This is a genomic window from Streptomyces daliensis (assembly GCF_054782395.1).
This window is the reverse complement of sequence record NZ_BAAGSO010000007.1, coordinates 23,700-46,581: the sequence shown is the minus strand read 5'-3', so window position 1 is coordinate 46,581 and position 22,882 is coordinate 23,700. Positions and strand designations below refer to the sequence as shown.

Annotated in this window: 17 protein-coding genes and 1 pseudogene; 11 read left to right on the top strand and 7 right to left on the bottom strand. The window is 71.8% G+C overall.

Annotated features, from left to right (window positions below):
- Positions 1-106: 106 nt before the first annotated feature.
- From ACYVOO_RS01815 to ACYVOO_RS01800, 4 genes and pseudogenes are all read right to left on the bottom strand, one after another.
- Positions 107-1,363 (bottom strand): hypothetical protein, encoded by a 1,257-nt coding sequence (locus tag ACYVOO_RS01815; protein WP_461013892.1) that lies wholly within the window; start codon positions 1,361-1,363, stop codon positions 107-109.
- 914 nt (positions 1,364-2,277) lie between these two features.
- Positions 2,278-2,991 (bottom strand): annotated as a pseudogene (locus ACYVOO_RS01810) (ABC transporter ATP-binding protein); the annotation flags it as partial.
- Between the two features lie 242 nt (positions 2,992-3,233).
- Positions 3,234-4,904 carry a thiamine pyrophosphate-binding protein gene (locus tag ACYVOO_RS01805; protein ID WP_461013891.1) on the bottom strand — a complete coding sequence of 557 codons (1,671 nt, stop codon included), beginning with the start codon at positions 4,902-4,904 and terminating at the stop codon, positions 3,234-3,236.
- 67 nt (positions 4,905-4,971) lie between these two features.
- Positions 4,972-6,468 carry a sodium:solute symporter family protein gene (locus tag ACYVOO_RS01800; RefSeq protein ID WP_461013890.1) on the bottom strand — a complete coding sequence of 499 codons (1,497 nt, stop codon included), beginning with the start codon at positions 6,466-6,468 and terminating at the stop codon, positions 4,972-4,974.
- 177 nt (positions 6,469-6,645) lie between these two features.
- Between ACYVOO_RS01800 and ACYVOO_RS01795 the strand changes: the two genes are divergently transcribed.
- Complete coding sequence (locus ACYVOO_RS01795) at positions 6,646-8,169, top strand: PucR family transcriptional regulator (protein WP_461013889.1); 1,524 nt, start codon at positions 6,646-6,648, stop codon at positions 8,167-8,169.
- A 267-nt stretch (positions 8,170-8,436) separates the two neighbouring features.
- On the opposite strand, the gene ACYVOO_RS01790 is transcribed toward ACYVOO_RS01795, so the two are convergent.
- Both ACYVOO_RS01790 and ACYVOO_RS01785 read right to left on the bottom strand, forming a co-directional pair.
- Positions 8,437-9,816, bottom strand: coding sequence for an aspartate aminotransferase family protein (locus tag ACYVOO_RS01790; RefSeq protein ID WP_461013934.1), 1,380 nt, complete (start codon positions 9,814-9,816; stop codon positions 8,437-8,439).
- Positions 9,801-10,289, bottom strand: coding sequence for an Lrp/AsnC family transcriptional regulator (locus ACYVOO_RS01785; protein ID WP_453350559.1), 489 nt, complete (start codon positions 10,287-10,289; stop codon positions 9,801-9,803). The genes ACYVOO_RS01790 and ACYVOO_RS01785 overlap by 16 nt, the downstream gene beginning before the upstream one ends.
- 171 nt (positions 10,290-10,460) lie before the next feature.
- Here ACYVOO_RS01785 and ACYVOO_RS01780 point away from each other — a divergent pair, with 171 nt between their 5' ends.
- The 4 genes from ACYVOO_RS01780 to ACYVOO_RS01765 all read left to right on the top strand — a co-directional run bounded on the left by ACYVOO_RS01780 (position 10,461) and on the right by ACYVOO_RS01765 (position 14,689).
- Positions 10,461-11,894 carry a gamma-aminobutyraldehyde dehydrogenase gene (locus ACYVOO_RS01780; protein WP_461013888.1) on the top strand — a complete coding sequence of 478 codons (1,434 nt, stop codon included), beginning with the start codon at positions 10,461-10,463 and terminating at the stop codon, positions 11,892-11,894.
- Positions 11,895-12,195: 301 nt separating this feature from the next.
- Complete coding sequence (locus ACYVOO_RS01775) at positions 12,196-13,758, top strand: APC family permease (protein ID WP_461013887.1); 1,563 nt, start codon at positions 12,196-12,198, stop codon at positions 13,756-13,758.
- A 208-nt stretch (positions 13,759-13,966) separates the two neighbouring features.
- Positions 13,967-14,338 (top strand): zinc-ribbon domain-containing protein, encoded by a 372-nt coding sequence (locus ACYVOO_RS01770; RefSeq protein ID WP_461013886.1) that lies wholly within the window; start codon positions 13,967-13,969, stop codon positions 14,336-14,338.
- Between the two features lie 30 nt (positions 14,339-14,368).
- A complete protein-coding gene (locus tag ACYVOO_RS01765) occupies positions 14,369-14,689 on the top strand; it encodes a MafI family immunity protein (RefSeq protein WP_461013885.1) in 321 nt (106 codons plus the stop codon).
- A gap of 69 nt (positions 14,690-14,758) precedes the next feature.
- On the opposite strand, the gene ACYVOO_RS01760 is transcribed toward ACYVOO_RS01765, so the two are convergent.
- The gene (locus tag ACYVOO_RS01760) at positions 14,759-15,793 is read right to left on the bottom strand and encodes an adenosine deaminase (RefSeq protein ID WP_461013884.1); all 1,035 of its coding nucleotides are present in this window, start codon (positions 15,791-15,793) and stop codon (positions 14,759-14,761) included.
- Between the two features lie 92 nt (positions 15,794-15,885).
- On the opposite strand from ACYVOO_RS01760, the gene ACYVOO_RS01755 reads away from it, so the two are divergent.
- The 6 genes from ACYVOO_RS01755 (at position 15,886) to ACYVOO_RS01730 (ending at position 22,881) form a co-directional block, all read left to right on the top strand.
- A complete protein-coding gene (locus ACYVOO_RS01755) occupies positions 15,886-16,776 on the top strand; it encodes a DUF4190 domain-containing protein (protein WP_461013883.1) in 891 nt (296 codons plus the stop codon).
- A gap of 142 nt (positions 16,777-16,918) precedes the next feature.
- Positions 16,919-18,433 carry a gamma-aminobutyraldehyde dehydrogenase gene (locus ACYVOO_RS01750; protein WP_461013882.1) on the top strand — a complete coding sequence of 505 codons (1,515 nt, stop codon included), beginning with the start codon at positions 16,919-16,921 and terminating at the stop codon, positions 18,431-18,433.
- 136 nt (positions 18,434-18,569) lie between these two features.
- Entirely contained in the window at positions 18,570-19,808 is a 1,239-nt protein-coding gene (locus tag ACYVOO_RS01745) for a polyamine ABC transporter substrate-binding protein (protein ID WP_461013881.1), read from the top strand.
- A 90-nt stretch (positions 19,809-19,898) separates the two neighbouring features.
- A complete protein-coding gene (locus tag ACYVOO_RS01740) occupies positions 19,899-21,053 on the top strand; it encodes an ABC transporter ATP-binding protein (RefSeq protein WP_461013880.1) in 1,155 nt (384 codons plus the stop codon).
- Positions 21,050-22,045 carry an ABC transporter permease gene (locus ACYVOO_RS01735; RefSeq protein WP_461013879.1) on the top strand — a complete coding sequence of 332 codons (996 nt, stop codon included), beginning with the start codon at positions 21,050-21,052 and terminating at the stop codon, positions 22,043-22,045. Before ACYVOO_RS01740 ends, ACYVOO_RS01735 begins: the two co-directional genes overlap by 4 nt.
- Positions 22,045-22,881: an ABC transporter permease gene (locus ACYVOO_RS01730; RefSeq protein WP_461013878.1), complete on the top strand. Its 837-nt coding sequence runs from the start codon at positions 22,045-22,047 to the stop codon at positions 22,879-22,881. Before ACYVOO_RS01735 ends, ACYVOO_RS01730 begins: the two co-directional genes overlap by 1 nt.
- Position 22,882: the final 1 nt, after the last annotated feature.

Here is a 22,882-nt window from a genome sequence, read left to right as displayed (position 1 = left end):
CCAGCAGGCCAGTGGGTCAGTAGTCCGGAGGCCGAGCCCCACCCTGTTGGCCTGTAAATCGAAGGCGGATCGGGCTTCTCGACCTTGGACGCGATCTATTTACGAATCAGGGGAGTACGGGGAGCGAGGCGAGGACGCTCAGCGCCCAGGTGAGGGAGCCCAGCGCGACGAGCAGCACGGCTGCCCGCAGAGCTGCGGCGCGCCGCAGCAGCTTCCGCGGGGCTCCGACGCGTACGAGCGCCGCGTTCGTACGGACGCGTGCCGAGCGCCACTCGGCCGCCGAGGTCAGCACGCTCAGCAGCGCGCAGGCCAGCACGAGCGCGATCCCGAGCGCGGTCATCGGGCCGACGGCCGAGAGGCCGCCGCCGGGAGCCGCGGCGTACAGCCGGGCCGCGACCAGCGTCCCCGCGACCACCGCGCACAGCGTCCCCAGTGGGCGGCCGACCCGCGCCGCCTCCTCGCGCAGCACGCGCCCCGCGAGCAGCCGTACCGCACCGGGCCGGCAGGTGGTGAGGAGCGTCCCGCACAGATGGGTGAGCCCGGGCCCGGCCAGCACGAGGCCGACGGCGATGAGCAGCCAGCCGCCCAGCACGCCGGGCGCGATGCCCTCCAGGGTGCGGGGGACGGGCAGGTGCTGCGAGCGGCTCGCGTACGTCTCCAGGGCGAGCCCGGCCGCGGTCAGCGCAGCGCCCCACGGGAGCGATCCCGGGAGGGGAGCGGGGCCCGTGGTGTCGTCCGTGGCGGGGGCCGCCGTGTCGGCGCCGCCGGAGGAGGCGGCCCGTACGGTCCGCGCCTCCATGGTGGCGCGGTCGCGGTCACGGTCGCCGCCGTGGGCGCGGAGCCGCGCGGGGCGTGCCGTGCGCGCCGACAGGGCGAAGGCGGTGCAGGAGGCCAGCACGGGCGCGACGCACAGCAGCGTCAGCGCGGCGGCCACCGGCAGCGGCCGGTCGGCGGCGAGGAGGCCCGAGGCCGCGCCGTCGAACGGCATCCCGGTCAGCTCGCCGCGCAGGTGGAGGAAGACCAGCAGCGCGACGGCGCTGCCCAGCAGACAGGAGACGGCGGTCGAGACGGCCGCGAGCGCGGGCACGCCCCCTGGGCCCGACCGCACCGTGTCCAGCGCGCTACGGGCCTGGGGTCCCGGATCCGTACGGGCCACGGCGACGGCGAGCTGCACCGCCGCGGCGAGGGGGACGAGGCACCACAGCAGCCGGGCCACCGAGGCGGCGGGCTGCCCGGGGTGGGCGAGCGCGTGACTGAGGCTCGCGAGCAGCAGGAACCCGACCCCCGCCATGGCGCAGGCCACCAGCAGACGGCTGAGGAGGACGAGGGGGTGCGAGCCGCGGATCAGGCGGAGAGCGAGCACGAGGCCCTGCCCTTCGGTTCCTCGGTGCCCTCGGTGCCCTCGGTGCCCTTGGCCGACTCGGCTGTCCCGGTTGTTCCGGCGGCCTCGGCCGTTCCGGCGGTCGCGGGCGACTCGGCCGTTCCGGCGCCCTCGGTCGTTCCGGTTGTTCCGGCGGTCTCGGTTGTTCCGGCGGTCCCGGGCGACTCGGCCGTTCCGGCGCCCTCGGTCGTTCCGGCGGTCCCGGGCGACTCGGCCGCCCTGGCTGCCCCGGTCGCCCCGGTCGCCCCGGCTGTCTCGGTTGTTCCGGCCGACTCGGCCGTCGGAGAACCGTGGTCCTGGCCTTGGGCGGGTTCGTCGCCGTCGTGGCCCTCGCCGTCCGGGGTGAGGCCGTCGGCTACCGGCGCTTGGTACTGGCCGGTGCCGTCGGTGACCGGCGCTTGGTCCTGGCCGGGGCCGTGGCCCGGGGCCGCCGCGCCCTCTCGTTCTCTGTCGCTGTCCGCATCCGCAGCCGTGTCTGCGTCCGTGCTCGTGCCCGCGATTCCGTCCGGGGCCAGACCCGGACCCAGGCCCTGGCTCCGGTTCTGGCCCTGACCTCGGTCCCGGCCCAGCCCCTGGCTTCGCTTCTGATTCTGGCCTTGGTCCCGGTCCTGGCTCTGGCCTTGGCTCTGGTCCCGGTCTTGGTCCTGATTCCGGCCTTGGCCTTGGCCTTGGCCCTGATCCCGGTTCCGGTCCTGGCCTCGGTCCCGGTCACGGTCCTCGTCCTGGGCGGGGTCGCTGCCGGAGTCACCGGGGTACGGCGCCTGGCCGTGCGCCGCACGCGGGCCGGTGTCGTCCTCGTGGTTCGCTTCGTCGGAGGCCCGGCCGTCGTCACCGGCGCCGACGCTGTCGTCATGGGCCCCGTGACCGTGACCGTGACCGAGGCCGAGGCCGGGGCCGGGGGCCTCGTCGGCATCGTCCTGGCGGCCGTCGACGAGGTGGAGGGTGCGGTCGACCAGGACGTGGGCCGAGGTGCGCACCGTGGATGTCACGGCCGGATCGTGTGTCGCGAGCACCATGGTGATGCCGTGCGAGCGGGCCGCCGTGGTGAGGGTGCGCAGCACCTGGGCGCGCTCCGCCTCGTGCAGCGGCGCGGTCGGCTCGTCGGCGAAGACGACGGCGGGCGAGTGCGCCAGCGCGCGGGCGATGGACACCCGCTGGCGCTGGGACTGGAGGAGCGCGGCGGGCCGCTTGCGTGCGCAGGCCGCGACGTCGAGCCGCTCCAGCCACTCGTGCGCCGCTTCGCGGGCCGCGCGGCGGCCGACGCCCGCCATCAGCAGCGGCAGCGCCGCGTTCTCCCAGGCCGTCAGTTCGGGGACGAGGTGCGGCTCGCTGCCGATCCAGCCGAACCTTTCGCGCCGCAGCCGCTCGCGCGAGGAGCGCCGGAGGGAGTGCACGGGGACGTCGTCGAACCAGATCTCCCCGTGGTGCGGGGCCAGGTGCCCGGAGAGGCAGCTCAGCAGCGTGGTCTTACCGCTGCCCCGTGGGCCGGTGACGGAGAGGATCTCTCCCTCGCGCACGCGCACCGACACCCCTTGGAGGGCGGGAGAGCCGCCGTACGCGTAGTGCAGTCCCCGTGCCCAGAGCACGCCCTCTTCCGGTGGTGCTGCCATCGGTGGCACCTTCACTCACCTCTGCTCCGCTGGTTCCGCTGTCCTCTCGTCCCCTGGTCGGGTGAACGACCGTCACGGCGGATCGGTCACTCGCAGGCGGACGCACCGTACGGACAGCCCTGCCGCGTGCGGCGGGCCGTGTCCCGCGGCGCGGGGAAGGTTCCACCGAACGGATTCCGCCGAGCGGATTCCCCGGTCCCGCTTCCGGAACGGCCCCGCTTCCGGAACGGCCCGCTTCCGGATCAGTCCCGCTCCTCCTGGAGGTGGGTGGGGGCGAACATGCGCAGCACCGCGGGCAGGACGACGACCGAGGGCCCCGGCCGCGCCAGCGCGTCGGCGAGGTCGTCGCGCAGCGCGTCCGGGGTGGTGCGGATGGCGGGTACCCCGAAGGACTCCGCGAGCGCGGCGAAGTCCGGGCCGGCCAGTTCGGTGCCCGTCGACTCGCCGAAGGCGTCGTCCATGTACGCGCGCAGGATGCCGTAGCCGCCGTCGTCCACGATCAGCCAGGTGACGGGGAGCCCGTACTGGCGCGCCGTGGCCAGCTCAGCCAGCGAGTACATCGCCCCGCCGTCGCCCGAGACGGCGAGCACCGGGGTCGTGCGGTCGGCGCTGGCGGCGCCGAGCGCGGCGGGGAAGGCGTAGCCGAGGCCGCCCGCGCCCTGGGCCGAGTGGAAGGCGCCCTCGCGCGGGTCGAACGCTGACCACGCCCAGTAGGCGAGGATCGTCATGTCCCAGAAGCTGGGCGAGCCGTCCGGCAGCGCCTCCCTGACGGCCGCGAGCATCCGCTGCTCCTGGCCGAGGTCCTGGCCCGCGATCCTGGCGTGGACGCGGGCGAGCAGTGCGGCGGCCCGCTCAGCGCCGTCGCCCCGCGGCTCCGGCTCCGGCTCCGGGGCGCTCGGCGTGACGGAGACGGCATCGGCCAGCGCGGTCAGCGCCGGGGCCGCGTCGGCGTGGAGCCCGAGCGCCGGGTGGTTGGCCTCCAGCTTGCCGGCGTCGGCCTCGATCTGGATCACTCGGCCGCGCGGCGCGAACGTGTGGTAGTTCGAGGAGAGTTCGCCCAGCCCCGAGCCCACGACCAGCAGGACGTCCGCGTCCTCCAGGAAGTCGGTGGTGTGCCGGTCCTCCAGCCAGGAGCGCAGCGAGAGCGGATGTTCCCAGGGGAAGGCGCCTTTGCCGCCGAACGTCGTGGCCACCGGGGCATCCAGCTTCTCGGCCAGCGTGCGGAGCGGGCCCTGCGCCCCGGCCCGTACGACTCCGCCGCCTGCCAGGATCGCCGGACGCCGCGCCCCGTTCAGCGCGGCGGCGGCCTCGGCGACGAGTTCGGGGCGCGGCGGCAGCGGGCGCGGTGTCGCGGCCAGCTCCGTGACGGGGGGTACGGCGGCGGGCGCGAGCAGCACGTCCTGCGGGATCTCCACCCAGACGGGCCCCGCGGGCGCCTCCAGCGCCGAGGCCCAGGCGGCGGCCAGCGCCGAGGGGATCTGCGAGGCCGCGCGCACGGTGTGCACGGACTTGACGACGTCGCGGAAGGCGGCGGGCTGGTCGCGCAGCTCGTGGAGGTAACCCTTGCGCGCGCCGCCGAGGCCCGGGGTGGGGATCTGGCTGCCGATGCCGAGGACGGGCGCGGAGGCCGCCGCCGACTCCTGGAGCGCGGCCAGCGTCATCAGCGCGCCGGGACCCGTCGAGACAAGCAGCGGGGTGACGCGCCCTGTCGTCCTGGCGAATGCGTCGGCGGCGAACCCCGCGTTGTTCTCCACCCGCAGCCCCACGTACTCCAGCGTGGAGCGGCGCAGCGCGTCGAAGGCGCCGAGCGCGTGCTGGCCCGGCAGCCCGAAGACCGTCGTGGCGCCGAGCGCGGTGAGGGACTCGACGACGAGATCGCCGCCGATGCGGACGGGGGCCGGGTGTGCGCTCATGATGCGGTGCGTGCCTTTTCTCTCGCGGGGCGGGCTGGCGGGCTCTGACGGGGCGACGTGTGCGGGTCTACGGGGCCGTACGGGCCGGAGCGCCCTCCTCCGCCCGCTCCCAGGGCCCGGCCGTCGTGTCCTCGCCCGCCAGGCGCCTGCGCCATGTGTCCAGTACGGCGGGGTCGGTTGGCCGCTGCGCGAGGCTGACGACGACGTGGGTGACCAGGGAAGCCAACAGGCCGTAGTAGATGGGCTCGTTGGCGAGGACGCCCTTCCAGATCATCGTGCCGAGCACGGTCAGGCCGCCCACCGCGACGGCGGCGAGCGCGCCGCCCGCCGTGCCGCGCTTCCACACCAGCCCGCCCAGGATCGGCACCAGCAGCCCGCCGACCAGCAGGTTGTAGGCGACGGTGAGGGCCTCGACCACGTCGTTGAGCAGGATCGAGATGACGACCGTGGCCACGCCCATCACCAAAATGAACACCCGGTTGCCCTTCACCTCGTCGCCCGCCGCGTCCCCGGACTCCGCGGGCACGCCCGCGACCCGCGCCCGCAGCCGCGCCCAGATGTCGTTGTTGGCCACCGTCGCGCAGGCGATCAGCGCGCCCGAGGACGTCGACATGACCGCGGACAGCGCGGCCGCCAGCACCAGCCCCTTCACGCCCACGGGGAGCGCGTCGTCGACGAGGGTCGCGAACGCCGCGTCGGGGCTGTCCAGCTTCGGGTAGAGCACCTTCGCGGCCGTCCCGATGACGGCCCCGGCGAGCGCGTACACCAGGCAGTACGTACCGGCGACGGTGCCGCCCCTGCGGGCGACGGTGTCGCTGCGCGCGGTGAACACCCGCTGCCAGATGTCCTGCCCGATGAGCATGCCGAACGAGTAGATCAGGACGTAGGTGAAGACCGTCTGGACGCCGATGTTCATGGGCGAGAAGTAGTCGTCGGGCAGTTGCTCGCGCATGCCGTCGAGGCCGCCCGCGCGGTGGACGGCGATGGGCAGCAGCAGGAGGAGCACGCCGATGGACTTGACGACGAACTGCACCATGTCCGTCAGCGTGATCGACCACATGCCGCCGAGCGTCGAGTAGGCGATGACGACGGCGCCGCCCAGGACGATCGCGGGTATCCGGTCCAGGCCGAGGACGACGTCGAAGATCGTGGCGTACGCGATGGTCGAGGTGACGGCGAGCATCAGTGTGTACGCCCACATCACGAGGCCGGAGATGAGCCCGGAGGAGCCGCCGTAGCGCAGGTCGAGCATCTGGCTGACGGTGTAGACCCGCAGCCGGGAGATGCGCGCGGAGAAGAACAGGCTCAGCGCCAGCAGCCCGAAGCCGATGGTGAACACGAGCCAGGCGCCCGAGAGTCCGTACTGGTAGCCCAGGCCCACGCCGCCGATGGTGGAGGCGCCGCCCAGCACGATGGCGGCCATGGTGCCCGAGTACATGAACGGGCCGAGCCGCCGTCCCGCGACCAGGAAGTCGCTCTTGGACCTGGCCCTGCGCATCCCCCACCAGCCGACGGCGAGCATGCCCGCCAGATAGACGACGATCACTGCGTAGTCGACAGCCATGAGCGCTCCTCGGTCCTGCGGCGGGGGAGGGAGGGGGAGGGGAGGCGAACGGTGCACGGGGCTCGGTGGTGGGGCGTGCTGGGCGGTGAGCCTAGGTGTCCGCAAGAAGGCCGGGAAGTGTACGTTTCCTCCATCGCACGGCCACGGGCTGTACGAACCATCCATGGAGGCCGTCCCGTGCACGACCCCGTTCCGCCCACCGTCCCCGTCCCGCTCTCCGTGCTCGCCGAGGACGCGGCGCTCGGGCTCCGGCAGATCGCGGGACCGCACAGCCCCGGCACCCCCGTACACGCCGTCCACACCAGCGAGATGGCGGACCCGCGCCCCTACCTGTTCGGCGGCGAACTGCTGCTGAGCGCCGGGGTGCACTGCACCGCCACCACGGGCGACGAAGCCGACGCGCACTGGGACGACTTCGCCGCGCACGCCGTGGAGGCGCGGGCCGCCGCGCCCGTCCACGACACCGTGCCGCCCGCGCTGGCCGCCGCCTGCGACCGGCTCGGGCTGCCGCTGTTCGAGGTGCCGCGCGCGACGCCCTTCACGGCCGTCGCGCGCGCCGTCTGGCAGGCCATGGCCGACCTGCGCCACCACGCGCTGCGCAGGCTCAGCGAGGCACAGCGGACGCTGGCCGCCGCTGCCGCGCGCCAGCACCCCGTGCCCGCCGTGCTGCGGCAGCTCGCGCAGCATCTCGACGGCTGGGCCGCGCTGTTCGGCCCCGAGGGCACCGAACTCGCCTCGGCCGGTGCCCCGCCCGGCGAGGCGGCCCGCGCCGAACTGGCCTCCCTCACCGCGCTGCTGCGCCCAGGGCCCTCCTCGGCCGCCGGTGCCCACGGCGAACTCCGGTTGAGCGTCTACGGGCTCGGCGGGCGCGGACGCCTGGCCCTGGGCATCTGCGTGCCGCACCGTGACGGCACGGACGACGCCGTCGCCGGAGTGGCCGTCGTGCTGCTCTCGCTGCTCACCGAACCGCGTGTGGCGGCCACCGACGCGCGCCGCTCGGCCGCGCTCGTCCGGCTGCTGCTCGGCGCCCCGGCGCGGGAGGCCGCCGCGCTGCTGGGCGACGGCGGCGGTGATGGCGGCGACGGCGGCGACGGTGACGGTGACGGCGAGTGGACCGTCGTACGGGGACGCGCACGTGCCGGAGCGGCAGTCGGGGAGGGTCCGGGCGACGACCCGTTCGCGCTCTCCGCGCTGGCCGCCGGGCTCGGCACCCACCTGCTCGACGTGACGGGCGGGGAACTGCGCGCCCTGGTGCCCCCGTCGCCCGGCGGGCCCGTACCCGTCGAGCCGCAGCCGCACTGGACGCTCGGCGTCTCGGCGCCCGTCACCGCCGACGAACTGGCGCGCGGCGACGCGGAGGCGGCACGGGCGCTGCGCCGCGCGCTGGCACAGCGGAGCCCTCTCGTCCGCCAGGGAACGGAGACACCGGGCGGCGTCGGCGTGGCCTCGCTGGTGCCGCCCGAGGAGCGCGCGGCGTACGCGCGGGCACGGCTCGCGCCGCTCGACGGGGCGCCCGCGCTCGTGGAGACGCTGCGCATGTGGCTCTCGCTGCACGGGAGCTGGGACCGTACGGCGGTCGCGCTCTCGGTGCACCGCAACACGGTGCGGCAGCGGATCGCGCGCGCCGGCGAACTCCTGGGCACCGACCTGGGCGAGGCGGACGCGCGCATGGAACTGTGGTTCGCGCTGACCTGGCGCTGAGGCGCGGTGCGGTGCGTTGCTGTGGGGGCGGCGGTGCGGCGAGCGTGCCCGTACCGCACCGGTGTGAGCGGGTCCGGCTGGCTCACGGGCGCGAGCGGGCCCCGTAGCCCACCCGCGCGAGCGCGCCCGCGCTCCACCGGCGCCGGCGCTTCCGTGGGCGCCCGCTCTCAGCGGGGCGCCGGGTGTCGGCCGTCCGGTGCGCCGGGCCCACCGGCGCACCGGACGGACCGGCGCACCGGAACGTCGGACTGCCAGGCCGTCAGGCCATCAAAGCTTCGTCCACGCCTCCGTCAGCACCGAGCGCAGGATCTGCTCGGCCTCGTCGAAGACCTTCTGGTCCGAGATCAGCGGCGGCGCGAGCTGGACGACCGGATCGCCCCTGTCGTCGGCGCGGCAGTAGAGCCCCGCCTCGAAGAGGGCCTTGGAGAGGAAGCCGTAGAGGACCCGCTCGGACTCCTCGTCGGTGAAGGTCTCCTTGGTGGCCTTGTCCTTGACCAGCTCGATTCCGTAGAAGTAGCCGTTGCCGCGCACGTCGCCGACGATCGGCAGATCGTGCAGCTTCTGGAGCGTGCGCAGGAAGGCGCCCTCGTTGTCGAGCACGTGCTGGTTCAGGCCCTCGCGCTCGAAGATGTCCAGGTTGGCCAGGGCCACGGCGGCCGACACCGGGTGGCCGCCGAAGGTGTAGCCGTGCAGGAAGGTGTTGTCGCCCTTCCAGAAGGGCTCGGCGATGCGGTCCGAGATGATCGCGGCGCCGATCGGGGAGTAGCCCGACGTCATGCCCTTGGCGCAGGTGATGATGTCCGGCACGTAGCCGAACTTGTCGCAGGCGAAGACCGTGCCGAGCCGTCCGAAGGCGCAGATGACCTCGTCCGAGACGAGCAGCACGCCGTACTGGTCGCAGATCTCGCGCACCCGCTGGAAGTAGCCGGGCGGCGGCGGGAAGCAGCCGCCCGCGTTCTGCACCGGCTCCAGGAAGACCGCCGCGACGGTCTCGGGGCCCTCGAAGAGGATCTGCTGCTCGATCTGGTCGGCGGCCCAGCGCCCGAACGCCTCGGGGTCGTCACCGTGGATCGGGGCGCGGTAGATGTTGGTGTTCGGCACCTTGTGCGCACCGGGGACCAGCGGTTCGAAGGGGGCCTTGAGGGCGGGGAGCCCGGTGATGGACAGGGCGCCCTGCGGGGTGCCGTGGTAGGCGACGGCCCGGGATATGACCTTGTACTTGCCGGGGTTGCCGGTGAGCTTGTGGTACTGCTTGGCCAGCTTCCACGCGGTCTCGACGGCCTCGCCGCCGCCCGTCGTGAAGAAGACCTTGTTCAGATCGCCCGGGGCGTAGTCAGCGAGCCGCTCGGCCAACTCGACGGCCTTGGGGTGCGCGTAGGACCAGATCGGGAAGAAACCCAGCTCCTGGGCCTGCTTGTTGGCGGCCTCGGCCAGTTCGGTGCGGCCGTGGCCCGCCTGCACCACGAAGAGGCCCGCGAGGCCGTCGAGGTAGCGCTTGCCCTCCGTGTCGTAGATGTAGGTGCCCTCGCCGCGGACGATGGTCGGTACTGGCGCCTTCTCGTACGACGACATGCGGGTGAAGTGCATCCACAGGTGGTCGTAGGCGGTCTTGGAGAGGTCCTTGCTCACGGTTATCGAGTTCCCCAGGTGTAGGTCTGCTTGCGCAGCTTGAGGTAGACGAAGCTCTCGGTGGAGCGCACGCCCGGGAGAGCGCGTATGCGCTTGGTGATCATCTCCAGGAGGTGTTCGTCGTCCTGGCAGACGATCTCCACCAGCAGATCGAACGAGCCCGCGGTGACCACCACGTAGTCGACCTCGTCGATCTCGGCGAGAGCGTCGGCCATGGCCTCGGGATCGCCTTCGACGTTGATGCCGACCATCGCCTGCCGCATGAAGCCGACAGTGAGGGGATCCGTCACGGCGACGATCTGCATGACGCCCTGTTCCTGGAGCTTCTGGACGCGCTGGCGCACGGCCGCCTCCGACAGGCCCACGGCCTTGCCGATGGCGGCGTACGGGCGCCTGCCGTCCTCCTGAAGCTGTTCGATGATCGCCAGGGATACGGCGTCGAGCGACCGGGTGCCGTTCGTCTTCTTCGCGTCACGAGCCACGTGAGTCACTCTGCATGAGACCTCCTCCGTCCCGCAACCCGTGAGCGATGTAATCCGCAGCTAAATCGACGATCCGTCACTGATTCCGTCGTCGTCGCCGTGTGGGTATATCGAAAGCGTTGCGCTCGTGGTTAGGCTTGCGGTCTCACCCATTGGACAACGGAGCAGGAGGGGTGCGAAGTGACCACCGAGCTGCGTCGGCTGCGCAACTACATCGACGGGGAGTTCCGGGACGCCGCTGACGGCCGGACCACGGAGGTGGTCAACCCGGCGACGGGCGAGGCGTACGCGAGCGCGCCGCTGTCCGGCGCCGCGGACGTCGACGCCGCCATGGCGGCCGCCGAGGCCGCCTTCCCGGCCTGGCGCGACGCCACACCGTCGGCGCGCCAGCGCGCGATCCTGAAGATCGCCGACGCGCTGGAGGCCAGGGCCGACGAGTTCCTCGCCGTCGAGTGCGAGAACTGCGGCAAGCCGCTGGAGCTGACCCGGCAGGAAGAACTGCCGATGATGCTCGACCAGATCCGCTTCTTCGCGGGCGCGGCGCGCATGCTGGAGGGCAAGTCCGCCGGTGAGTACATGGAGGGGCTCACCTCCTACGTGCGCCGCGAGCCCGTCGGCGTCTGCGCGCAGGTCGCGCCGTGGAACTACCCGGCGATGATGGCGGTCTGGAAGTTCGCCCCGGCGCTGGCCGCGGGCAACACCGTCGTGCTCAAGCCCTCGGACACCACGCCCGCCTCCGCGGTCTTCCTGGCCGAGGTGATGGGCGAGGTGCTGCCCAAGGGTGTCTTCAACGTCGTCTGCGGCGACCGCGACACAGGCCGTCTGATGGTCGAGCACAAGACGCCCGCGATGGCCTCCATCACGGGCTCCGTGCGCGCGGGCATCGAGGTCGCGGGCAGCGCGGCCAAGGACGTCAAGCGCGTCCACCTGGAGCTGGGCGGCAAGGCGCCGTGCGTCGTCTTCGACGACGCGGACATCCCCTCCGCCGTCGAGGGCATCCGCGACGGCGGCTTCTTCAACGCGGGCCAGGACTGCACGGCCGCCACCCGGGTGCTGGTGCAGGAGGGCGTGTACGACGAGTTCGTCACCGCGCTCGCCAAGGCGGCGGCCGAGGTCAAGACCGGCGATCTGAGCGACGAGGACTGCTTCTACGGCCCGCTCAACAACCCCACGCACCTGGAGAAGGTGGCCGGCTTCATCGACCGCCTCCCAGCGCACGCGAAGGTCGAGTCCGGCGGCGAACGGGTCGGCGACAAGGGCTACTTCTACGCGCCCACCGTCGTCTCCGGGCTGAAGCAGGACGACGAGATCATCCAGAACGAGGTCTTCGGCCCCGTCATCACCGTTCAGAAGTTCCGGGACGAGGACCAGGCCGTCGAGTGGGCGAACGGCGTCGAGTACGCGCTGGCCTCCTCCGTCTGGACGACGGACCACGGGCGCGCGATGCGGCTGTCCAGGACGCTGGACTTCGGCTGCGTCTGGATCAACACGCACATCCCGCTCGTCGCGGAGATGCCGCACGGCGGCTTCAAGAAGTCCGGCTACGGCAAGGACCTGTCCGCGTACGGGCTGGAGGACTACACGCGCGTCAAGCATGTGATGTCCGCGCTCTGAGCCCGTCCGCGCTCTGAATCCTGTCGGCCCCGGGGGGGCATCGCCGCCCCGGGGCCGCGTGCGTGCGGTCACGCATGGTGACGACGGGAAAATTTCGCGGCGGGTCAAATCGGTCACCCTGCGGTTCTCGTACGCGCACGCCCGCCGGGACGGCTTGGCATTCACGGGAAATAGTGCGCATGACCCTCACCTTCAGAGGTAAACAGTCGCATACGGTGAGGTGATTGAAGGGTTAACGGGAGGTGTGAGACAGGGGCGTTTCAGAGCGGGCGCGGAAACAGCAGGCTATAGCGTCCGCCGCATGTCCCAGCTCCTCCATCGCTCAGCGACCGGTGGGACGGACAGGGACGGCGCTGCCCACAGCGAGGAGATCAGGGCCAAGGGGCTCAGCGAGAACTCCGTGGGTCTCACCGGCAGCGCCGTCATCGGTCTCTCCACCGTCGCCCCCGTCTACTGCCTCACCAGCACCCTCGGTCCCACCGTCGGCGAGGTCGGTCCCCAGATGCCCGCCGTCTTCCTCGCGGGCTTCCTCCCCATGCTCCTGGTCGCCTTCGCCTACCGGGAGCTGAACAACGCCGTGCCGGACTGCGGCACCTCCTTCACCTGGACCGTCAAGGCGTTCGGCCCCCGGGTGGGCTGGATGTGCGGCTGGGGTCTCGTGATCGCCACCGTCATCGTGCTCTCGAACCTGGCGGGCGTCGCGGCCGAGTTCCTCTATCTGCTCCTCGGCGAGATCACCGGCAGCCAGGCCGTGGTCGACTTCGGCGGCGGCACGGCCGCACACGTCCTCACCGTGCTCGTCCTCATCGCCGCCGCCACCGCCATCAGCTACCGCGGCATGACGGCCACCAAGTGGTTCCAGTACGCGCTCGTGGCGCTCCAGATGACCGTCCTCGTGCTGTTCGTCGTAATGGCCTTCGCGCGCGCCGGGGACACGCCAGGCGCGCACTCCCTGGACTTCTCCTGGAGCTGGGCCGACCCGTTCTCGGTCTCGTCCTTCGCCGCCTTCACCGCGGGCCTGTCCCTCTCGATCTTCATCTACTGGGGCTGGGACACCTCCCTGACCGTCAACGAGGAGACCTCGGGCAGCGACAAGACCCCGGGGCGCGCCGCGATGATCTCGATGGTCGTGCTCGTCACCTCGTACGTGCTGACCGCCGTGGCGGCCATGAGGTTCGCCGGAACCGGCGACGAGGGCCTCGGCCTGGGCAACCCGGGCACAGCGGACAACGTCTTCGCCGCCCTCGCCGAGCCCGTCATGGGCCCGCTCGGGGTGCTGCTCTTCGTCGCCGTGCTGGCCAGCGCCGCCGCCAGCCTCCAGACCACGTTCCTGCCCGTGGCCCGCACGATGCTGGCGATGAGCACCTACGAGGCCATGCCCCGCTCGTTCGCGAAGGTGCACCCGCGCTTCCGCACACCGGCCCGCGCGACCGTCGCGGCAGGGGTCGCGACCAGCGTCTTCTACACGCTTATGGCCGTGCTCAGCGAGAACGTCCTCGTCGACACCATCTACGCGCTGGGCCTCATGATCTGCTTCTACTACGCGCTGACGGCCTTCGCGTGCGTCTGGTACTTCCGCCGCGAGCTGACCGGGAGCGTGCGCGACGCGCTGTGCAAGGGCGTCCTGCCGCTGCTGGGCGCCCTGCTGCTGAGCGCCGTCTTCGTCAAGACCCTCGTGGACATGTGGGACCCGGCCTACGGCTCCGGCAGCTCCGTCGCCGGGGTCGGCAGCGTCTTCGTGATCGGCGTGGGCGTGCTGCTCCTGGGCGCGGTCCTGATGGAGGTCCAGCGCCGGGTGAACCCCGCCTTCTTCCGGGGCCGCGTCCTCACCAGGGAGACCCCGGCGATGGTCGTCGAGGACTGATCCGCCGAGGACTGATCCGTCGAGGACCGGTCCGGGGAAAGTGACACGGGCCCGAGCCCGTGACCTGTGCGATCCCAGGCCCCCTCGCGAAAGGCGGGGGGCTTGGGGCAGTGTCGTTACGTGGATCCCTTGACGCGTGGTGTGCGCCGGGTGGTTGGCTACGGAGCGACAATCGCATATGTACGCACTCGGGAAGGAAGACCCTGTCGTGCTCATCTTCGGAACCTCGTCCAAAGTGGTTCAGCTCGCGATGCTGAACCTGCTGTGCGCCTTCTGCGGCAACCCGTCGGCCCACGCGCTGCGCAAGCGGGTCACCAAGTTCAGCCTCTTCTTCATCCCCCTGTTCCCGATCGCACCGGCGAAGCACACCCTCCAGTGCACGTTCTGCGGCGGGACGAGCGACGTCACCAAGGAGAACGCCGACCAGCTCATGGCCCAGGGCGGCGCCCCCGGAGCCGGTCAGCAGGGCGGCCCGCAGCAGTACGGGCAGGGCCAGCCGTCCGCACAGGGCAACCCCTTCGCCGGGCAGTACCAGCAGCCCCAGGGCGGCCAGCAGCCGCGCAACCCGTACCAGTCCTGACGCCCGGATCACCGAGCGGCGGATTCGTGTATGCCGGGAAGTCTGCTGGGCCGAGTGATCGACGCCATCCAGTCCGCTCCCGTGACGGAGCAGGGCAAGCGTGAACTCCTGTCCTACGTGGTCGCCGGGGAGTACGCCCTCGCGGTGGAACTGCTCTGCGACCGCCTCGGCGAGGGGGACCACGCGCTCTCGGAGAACCAGTTCCAGCGTCTGGCCGGGCTCTGCGGGGAGCTGGAGGTGCCGCGGGGGCACCTCGATCCCGTAGCGGAGCTGCTGGCGGAACGCGGCGTCAGCGGGGAAGACGGGGACAGCGGGGGAGGCGGTACCGGGGGAGAGGAGGACGGGGGCTGAGCGTGACGAGGGGGGCGGTGCGGCGCGCCACGGCGGTGACCGCCGCCCCCTTCGCCGTCGGACCCCTCGTCACGGGCGGTTCTGCCAGGAGGCGAGATACGTGTCGATCTCGCTCCGGATACGGGACTTGCCGTCCTCGTCGAGGAACGAGGCGTCCACGGCGTTCCGGGCCAGGGCCGCGACCCCGGTCGGGTCCAGGCTCAGCAGCCGGGCCGCGATGGCGTACTCCGTGTTCAGGTCCGTGCCGAACATCGGCGGGTCGTCGCTGTTGATGGTGACCAGGACGCCCGCCTTCACCATCTCCTTGACCGGGTGCTCCTCCAGGTCGGCCACCGCGCGGGTGGCGATGTTGGAGGTGGGGCAGACCTCCAGCGGGACACGGCGCTCCGCGAGGTGCTCCAGCAGCCGCCGGTCCTGGACGGCACTGGTGCCGTGGCCGATCCGCTCGGCGCGCAGGGAGGTGAGGGCGTCCCAGACGGTCTCCGGGCCCGTCGTCTCGCCCGCGTGCGGGACGCTGCGCAGCCCCGAGGCGATGGCGCGGTCGAAGTAGGGCTTGAACTGCGGTCGCGGCACGCCGATCTCGGGCCCGCCGAGACCGAAGGAGACCAGCCCCTCGGGGCGCAGCCGCTCGTCGGTCGCGATGCGCGTCGTCTCCTCGGCCGCGGGCAGCCCGGCCTCGCCGGGGATGTCGAACGACCAGCGCAGCACGACGCCCAGTTCCTTCTCGGCCGAGTGCCGGGCGTGCTCGATCGCCTCGACGAAGGCGGCGTCCGGGATGCCGCGGCTGGTGGAGCTGAACGGTGTGACGGTCAGCTCCGCGTAGCGGACCTGCTGGCGCGCCATGTCGCGGGCGACCTCGTACGTCAGCAGCCGTACGTCCTCCGCGTCGCGGATCAGGTCGACGACGGAGAGGTAGACCTGGATGAAGTGGGCGAAGTCGGTGAAGGTGAAGTAGTCGGCCAGCGCCTCGGGGTCGGCCGGGACCTTGGAGTCCGGGTGGCGCGCGGCCAGCTCGGCCACGATGCGCGGGGAGGCGGAGCCCACGTGGTGCACATGCAGCTCGGCTTTGGGAAGCCCGGCGATGAACGCGGTGAGATCGGACAAGGGAGCCTCCGCTCAGAAGGGGACCGGATCATCGTATGCGGGGTGTCTGAGCAGGCGAATAGCATGGCTGGACGAGCAACGCAGGAGGGGTCATGGCAGACGAGTCAGGACGGTCCGGGCAGTCAGGGGACGAGCAGCGGAACCCGTGGGCGCCGCCGGGGTCCGAGGCGGGCGAGGACGTGAAGGGGCGCTCCGTGGCGGATCAGCCCACGGTGACGGGGCCCGGCGGGATGGGGGCCGGGGTCGGGCCACCGCCGATACCGCCCGCGCCGTCGGCTCCCTCGGCTCCCTCGGCGCCTCCGGGCGCGCAGGGCGGCCAGGCGGCGCACCCGGGACAGCAGGGGCAGCAGGCGTACCCGGGGCAGCAGGGCTATCCGGGCCAGGCCCGGCCAGGGCCCTCCGGTTACGCGGCTCCGGGGTACGGGCAGGGCCACGATCCGTACGCGTACGGCGGCCCCGGCCCCGCTTCCGGTCCCGCTCCTGGCCACGGCCCAGCGCCGGGTGCGGCGTACGGCTACCCCGCGGCTCCCCCGCCCTACGGCGCGGGCATGCCGGGCGCTCCGGGCGCCCCGGGTGCTTACGGCTACGGCGGCGGCCCGTACGGCGGGGGCTATGGCTGGCCGGGCCCGCCGCTGCCCACGGGCATGTCGGTCGCCTCCATGGTGCTCGGCATCATCAGCCTGGTGCTCGTGCTCACGTGCTGGGGCAGCTTCCTCGGCATCATCACGGCACCCGTCGCGCTGGGCCTGGGCGTCTCCGCGCGGCGCAAGGTGGACCGCGGCGAGCTGGGCGGGCGGGGCCAGGCGACGTCGGGGCTGGTCATGGGGGTCATCGGGACGGTCGCCTCGGCCCTCGTCGTCGTCCTCATCGTCCTGATGTTCACCGTATGGGCCGACGAGATCGAGGAGTCCGACCCCGGGACCGGACCCGGCGGTTCGTCCATCGACGCACGCGGCTCCGTCACCCTTGTCATGGATCGGTAGGCAACTGCCCCCTTCGAGTACAGATTCCGTCGCGTAACCAAAAGGCAACGACGGAATCCCTTGTTGAATAGGTGCTCCCCTGTCAGGATCGGCGATCAACACCGGCTGACGCCACATCACCGTAGGCAGGCAGGAGAGCCAGATGGTCCAGCGCTTCGACGTGTCCACGCGGTTCGCTGACGGTGCCCAGTACGTCGCTGGGCGCCTCGGGGCCGGAACCTCGGGCCGTACGCACGCGGTCGTCGATCCGGCGACGGGGGAAGCGGTCCTCACCTACGCGCTCGCGGGCGCCGCCGATGTCGACGCGGCCGTCGGCGCCGCGCAGCGCGCCCTGCCCGAGTGGGCGGGCGCGACGCCCGGCGAGCGCTCGGACGCGATGCACCGCTGGGCCGCCGAACTCCACCGCCGCACCGGGGACTTCGTGTACGCCGAGTCCCTCCAGTGCGGCAAGCCGCTCAAGCTGTCCGAGGAGTTCGACGTCCCCGGCTCCTTCGACAACGTCTCCTTCTTCGCGGGCGCCGCACGCCAACTGCCCGGGGTGGCCGCCGCCGAGTACAGCGGCGACCACACCTCGTACGTGCGCCGCGAGCCCATCGGCGTCGTCGGCTCCATCGCGCCCTGGAACTACCCGCTCCAGATGGCCGCCTGGAAGATCCTCCCTGCCGTGGCCGCCGGCAACACCATCGTTCTCAAGCCCTCCGAACTGACCCCGCTCACCTCGCTGATGTTCGCCGACGCCGCCCGCGAGGCGGGCATCCCCGACGGGGTCGTCAACATCGTCACTGGAGGTGGCAAGGAAGCGGGCGAGGCGCTGGTCGGGCACCCCACGGTCGCCATGACCTCCTTCACCGGATCGACGGCGGTCGGCAAGCGCGTCGCCGAGATCGCCACGGCCGCCGTGAAGCGGGTCCATCTGGAACTGGGCGGCAAGGCGCCGTTCCTCGTCTTCGACGACGCGGACCTGGAGGCAGCCGTGCAGGGCGCCGTCGCCGGATCGCTGATCAACACGGGCCAGGACTGCACAGCCGCCACCCGCGCCTACGTCCAGCGCCCGCTGTACGACGCCTTCGTGAGCGGCGTCGCCGAGCTGATGGCCCAGGTGCGGGTGGGCGACCCCTTCGCCACGGGCACCGACCTGGGCCCGCTCATCTCGCACGCGCACCGGGACCGGGTCGCCGCCTTCGTCGAGCGGGCGCGCGGCTACGCCACCGTCGTCACCGGGGGCGAGGCGCCGGGCGGCGAACTGGCGAAGGGCGCGTACTACCTGCCGACGCTCATCACCGGGGCCCCGCAGGACAGCGAGATCGTCCAGGCCGAGATCTTCGGCCCCGTCCTCACCGTCCTGCCCTTCGACAGCGACGACGAGGGCATCGCGCTCGCCAACGACACCCCGTACGGACTGGCCGCCTCCGCCTGGAGCCGCGACGTCTTCCGTACGGGGCGGGCCTCGCGCGAGATGCGGGCCGGGTGCGTGTGGATCAACGACCACATCCCGATCATCAGCGAGATGCCGCACGGCGGCTACAAGCAGTCCGGCTTCGGCAAGGACATGTCCGCCTACTCCTTCGAGGAGTACACGCAGCTCAAGCACGTCATGCAGGACACCACCGGCGCGGCGCGCAAGGACTGGCACCGCACCGTCTTCGGCGACCGCTGAGCCCGTACGCCGTAGGCCGTATGCCGCAGGCCGTCTGCTGCACGCTGTCTGCCGTACGCCGTACGCCGTACGCGCCGGGCCCGTACAACCACACCCCCCACTCCTTCCCTGACCCCTCCCTGGAAGGCAGTACCGAATGGACCTGTACGAAGGCATGCCAGAGCCCGTGCGCAGGGCGTGGGAGCGCAGCCTCACCACCGGCCGCGCCGCGATGTCGCGGCGGCGGCTGCTCGGCGCCGCCGGGCTCGCGGCGGGCGGCACGCTGCTCACGGCCTGCGGCATCCCCCCTGCACAGGGCAGCAGGAACGGCGGCCCAGAGGACACCCCGGACCACTCCAAGAAGGAGAAGGTCCTCAACTTCGCCAACTGGCCCCTCTACATCGACGTCGACGACCACGACAAGAAGAAGCGCCCCACACTCGACCGCTTCGAGCGGGAGACGGGGATCAGGGTCAAGTACGTCGAGGACATCAACGACAACAACGAGTTCTACGGCAAGATCAAGCCCCAGCTCGCCGCGGGCCAGGACACCGGGCGCGATCTGGTCTGCCTCTCCGACTGGATGGCGGGGCGCGTCATCCGCCAGGGCTGGGCGCAGCGCCTCGACCCGGCCAACCTGCCGCACGCCGTGACCAACCTGGAGGACCGCTTCCGCGCGGCGGCCCACGACCCGGGCCGCCAGTACAGCTACCCGTGGGCGGGCACGGCCTGCATCGTCGCCTACAACAAGAAGGCGACGAAGGGGAAGAAGGTCACCAGCGTCACACAGCTCCTGGAGGACGAGTCCCTGAAGGGCCGGGTGTCGATGCTCACCGAGATGACCGACACCGTGGGCCTGACGATGCTCGACATGGGCGTCGACGCGGAGAAGTTCCAGGATGACGACTTCGACGCCGCCATCGCCCGCATCCAGAAGGCCGTCGACCGCAAGCAGCTCCGGCGCTTCAGCGGCAACGACTACATGGACGAGCTGAACTCCGGCGACATCGCCGCCTGCCTGGCCTGGGCGGGCGACGTGGTGCAGCTCCAGCTCGACAACCCGGACGTGGAGTTCGCGGTGCCCGACAGCGGCTACCTCTTCGGCACGGACGACCTCCTCGTCCCCGCGAAGGCCCGCCACCAGGACAACGCCGAAGCGCTGATCGACTACTACTACCGGCCCAAGGAGGCCGCGGAACTCGCCGCCTGGGTCAACTACATCTGTCCCGTCGCCGGAGCAAAGGCCGAGATGGAGAAGATCGACAAGAACCTGGCCGAGGACGAACTGATCTTTCCCGGCGCGGACATGGTCGCCAAGGGCAAGAACTTCCGTCCGATGACGAGCGAGCAAGAGGTCGCGTACGAGGAGAAGTTCTCCAAGCTGATCGGCGCGTAGCGGACGCACGGTTTCCGCCGACGTCCCGCCCTGTTCTCCCTCCCCGTTCTCCCGTTCTCCTTCCGCTTCCGCCCTTTCCGAGGTACGGCCATGACCATCACCCTGTCCGGGGTCAGCAAGGTCTTCGGCGACTTCACCGCCGTCCACCCGCTCGACCTCACCATCCCCGAGGGCTCCTTCTTCGCCCTCCTCGGCGCCTCCGGGTGCGGCAAGACCACCACGCTCCGCATGATCGCCGGGCTGGAGGCGCCCACCTCAGGCAGCGTGCTGCTCGGCGAGGAGGACATCACCTCGCTGCCGCCGCACCGTCGCCCCGTCAACACCGTCTTCCAGAACTACGCGCTCTTCCCGCACCTCGACGTCCAGGACAACGTGGCCTTCGGGCTGCGCAGGCGGGGGATCAAGCCGGTGAAGAAGCAGGTCGACGAGATGCTGGAGCTGGTACAGCTCGGGCCCTTGGCGCGACGCAGGCCGGCGCAGTTGTCCGGCGGCCAGCAGCAGCGCGTCGCGCTGGCCCGTGCGCTGATCAACCGCCCACGGGTGCTGCTGCTCGACGAGCCGCTGGGCGCCCTCGACCTCAAGCTGCGGCGTCAGATGCAGCTCGAACTCAAGCGCATACAGACCGAGGTCGGCATCACCTTCGTGCACGTCACGCACGACCAGGAGGAGGCCATGACGATGGCCGACACGGTCGCCGTGATGTACGCCGGGCGCGTGGAGCAGCGGGGCGCGCCCGCCGAGCTGTACGAGAACCCGCGCTCCACCTTCGTCGCCAACTTCCTGGGCACCTCCAACCTCGTGGCGGCCGAGATCACGGCGGTGGACGCCGCCGGGATACAGCTCAGGACGGACGGTTCGGGGGGTTCGGCCGACGGTGCGGACGACAAGCTGCGGCTGCCGGTGGAGCGGTGCGCCGTCGAGGGCGCGGCGGCGGGGGACAAGGTCCTCGTGGGGGTGCGCCCCGAGAAGATCGCGCTCGCCCTCGCCGCCGACGCCTCGTCCGTACCGCCGGACCGCAACCGCCTCACCGGGCGCATCCGCGACGCGAGCTACCTCGGCGTCTCCACGCAGTACGTCATCGACAGCCCCGCCTGCCCCGAACTCGCGGTCTACGAGCAGAACGTGGCGCGGGACGCCCGGCTGGCCCCCGGCGCCGACGTCGTCCTGCACTGGGACCCGGCGCACACGTTCGCGCTCGACGCCGCGCAGGACGCGGAGGCCGGGACAGGGGAGGAGGCGCTGTGAGCGCCGTCGTCCCGGCGGGGACGTCGGCGGAGGCGGGCGGAACGGGCGGGGCAGGCGGAACGGGCGGACTCGGCGGAACCGGAGCCTCCGCCACCGCACCGGCTCCGGAGCAGGGCGCCAAGCCCGGCGGACGCCGCCGTCTCACCCCGTACTGGCTGCTGCTCCCCGCCGCGCTCTGGCTGGCCGTCTTCTTCGTCGCGCCGCTCTTCTACCAGGCGTCGACGTCCGTGCAGAGCGGTTCGCTGGAGGACGGCTTCCGCGTCACCTGGCACTTCGCCAACTACACGGACGCGCTCTCCGCCTACGGCGAGCACTTCGCGCGCTCCTTCCTCTACGCGGCCGTCGCCACCCTGCTCTGCCTGCTGATCGGCTACCCGCTCGCGTACATGATCGCCTTCCGCGCTGGCCGCTGGCGGAACCTGCTGCTGGTGATGGTCATCGCGCCCTTCTTCACCAGCTTCCTCATCCGCACGCTGGCCTGGAAGACGATCCTGTCCGACGGCGGCCCCGTCGTCGCGGCGCTCAAGAGCCTGCACATCCTCGACGTCACCAGCACGCTCGGCCTCACCGGCGACGAACGGGTGCTGGCCACGCCGCTCGCCGTGGTGTGCGGGCTGACGTACAACTTCCTGCCGTTCATGATCCTGCCGCTCTACAGCTCGCTGGAGCGCATCGACACCTCGCTCCACGAGGCGGCCCGCGACCTGTACGCCACCCCCGCCACCACCTTCCGGAAGGTGACCTTCCCGCTCTCGCTCCCTGGCGTCGTCGCGGGCACCCTGCTGACCTTCATCCCCGCCTCGGGGGACTACATCAACGCACAGCTCCTGGGCTCGCCGAACGAGCAGATGGTCGGCAACGCGATCCAGAAGCAGTTCCTCAACGTCCTCGACTACCCCACGGCGGCGGCCATGTCCTTCCTCCTGATGGCTCTCATCCTCATCGTCGTCACGCTCTACATGCGCAAGGCGGGAACGGAGGAACTGGTCTGATGTCCGGGATGTCCGGGACTCCCGCACGCGCCGCCACGGCGCCCCTGCGCTGGCTGCGGCGCCATGCCGTCGTGCTGGCGGGCGGCGCGGCGCTCGCGTATCTGCTGCTGCCGAACGTGGTGGTGATGCTCTTCTCGTTCAACAGGCCTGCCGGGCGCTTCAACTACGAGTGGCAACGCTTCTCCACCGACGCGTGGACGGACCCCTGCGGCGTCGCCGACATGTGCGGCTCGCTCGGGCTGAGCCTGCGGATCGCGGCGCTCGCGACGCTGGCGGCGACCGCCTTCGGCACGCTCGCCGCCTTCGCCCTCGCCCGCTACCGCTTCCGGGGCAGGAGCACCACCAACGCGCTGATCTTCCTCCCCATGGCCATGCCCGAGGTCGTGATGGCAGCCTCCCTCGGCACCCTGTTCCTCAACATGCGTGTCGCCTTCGGCTTCGCCACGATCCTCATCGCCCACATCATGTTCTGCCTGAGCTTCGTGGTCGTCGCGGTCAAGGCGCGGGTGATGAGCATGGACCCACGCCTTGAGGAGGCGGCGCGCGATCTGTACGCGGGGCCTGTGCAGACCTTCCTGCGGGTCACGCTGCCGCTCGCCGCGCCCGGGATCGCGGCGGGGGCGCTGCTGAGCTTCGCCCTCTCCTTCGACGACATCATCGTGACGCAGTTCAACGCCGGGCCCTCCACCGTGACCTTCCCGATGTTCGTCTGGGGCGCCGCGCAGCGCGGTGTCCCCGTGCAGGTGAACGTGATCGGGACGGCGATGTTCGTCGTCGCCGTCGCGATCGTGCTCGGCGGCCAGCTCACCGCCAACCGCCGCAAGAGGAGCCGATGAC

Bases quoted from the DNA above. Each gene is read 5' to 3' on its own strand.
- ACYVOO_RS01805 (WP_461013891.1), bottom strand. From the start codon at position 4,904: ATGAGCGCACACCCGGCCCCCGTCCGCATCGGCGGCGATCTCGTCGTC.
- ACYVOO_RS01800 (WP_461013890.1), bottom strand. From the start codon at position 6,468: ATGGCTGTCGACTACGCAGTGATCGTCGTCTATCTGGCGGGCATGCTC.
- ACYVOO_RS01775 (WP_461013887.1), top strand. From the start codon at position 12,196: ATGTCCCAGCTCCTCCATCGCTCAGCGACCGGTGGGACGGACAGGGAC.
- ACYVOO_RS01765 (WP_461013885.1), top strand. From the start codon at position 14,369: ATGCCGGGAAGTCTGCTGGGCCGAGTGATCGACGCCATCCAGTCCGCT.
- ACYVOO_RS01755 (WP_461013883.1), top strand. From the start codon at position 15,886: ATGGCAGACGAGTCAGGACGGTCCGGGCAGTCAGGGGACGAGCAGCGG.
- ACYVOO_RS01750 (WP_461013882.1), top strand. From the start codon at position 16,919: ATGGTCCAGCGCTTCGACGTGTCCACGCGGTTCGCTGACGGTGCCCAG.
- ACYVOO_RS01745 (WP_461013881.1), top strand. From the start codon at position 18,570: ATGGACCTGTACGAAGGCATGCCAGAGCCCGTGCGCAGGGCGTGGGAG.
- ACYVOO_RS01740 (WP_461013880.1), top strand. From the start codon at position 19,899: ATGACCATCACCCTGTCCGGGGTCAGCAAGGTCTTCGGCGACTTCACC.
- ACYVOO_RS01730 (WP_461013878.1), top strand. From the start codon at position 22,045: ATGTCCGGGATGTCCGGGACTCCCGCACGCGCCGCCACGGCGCCCCTG.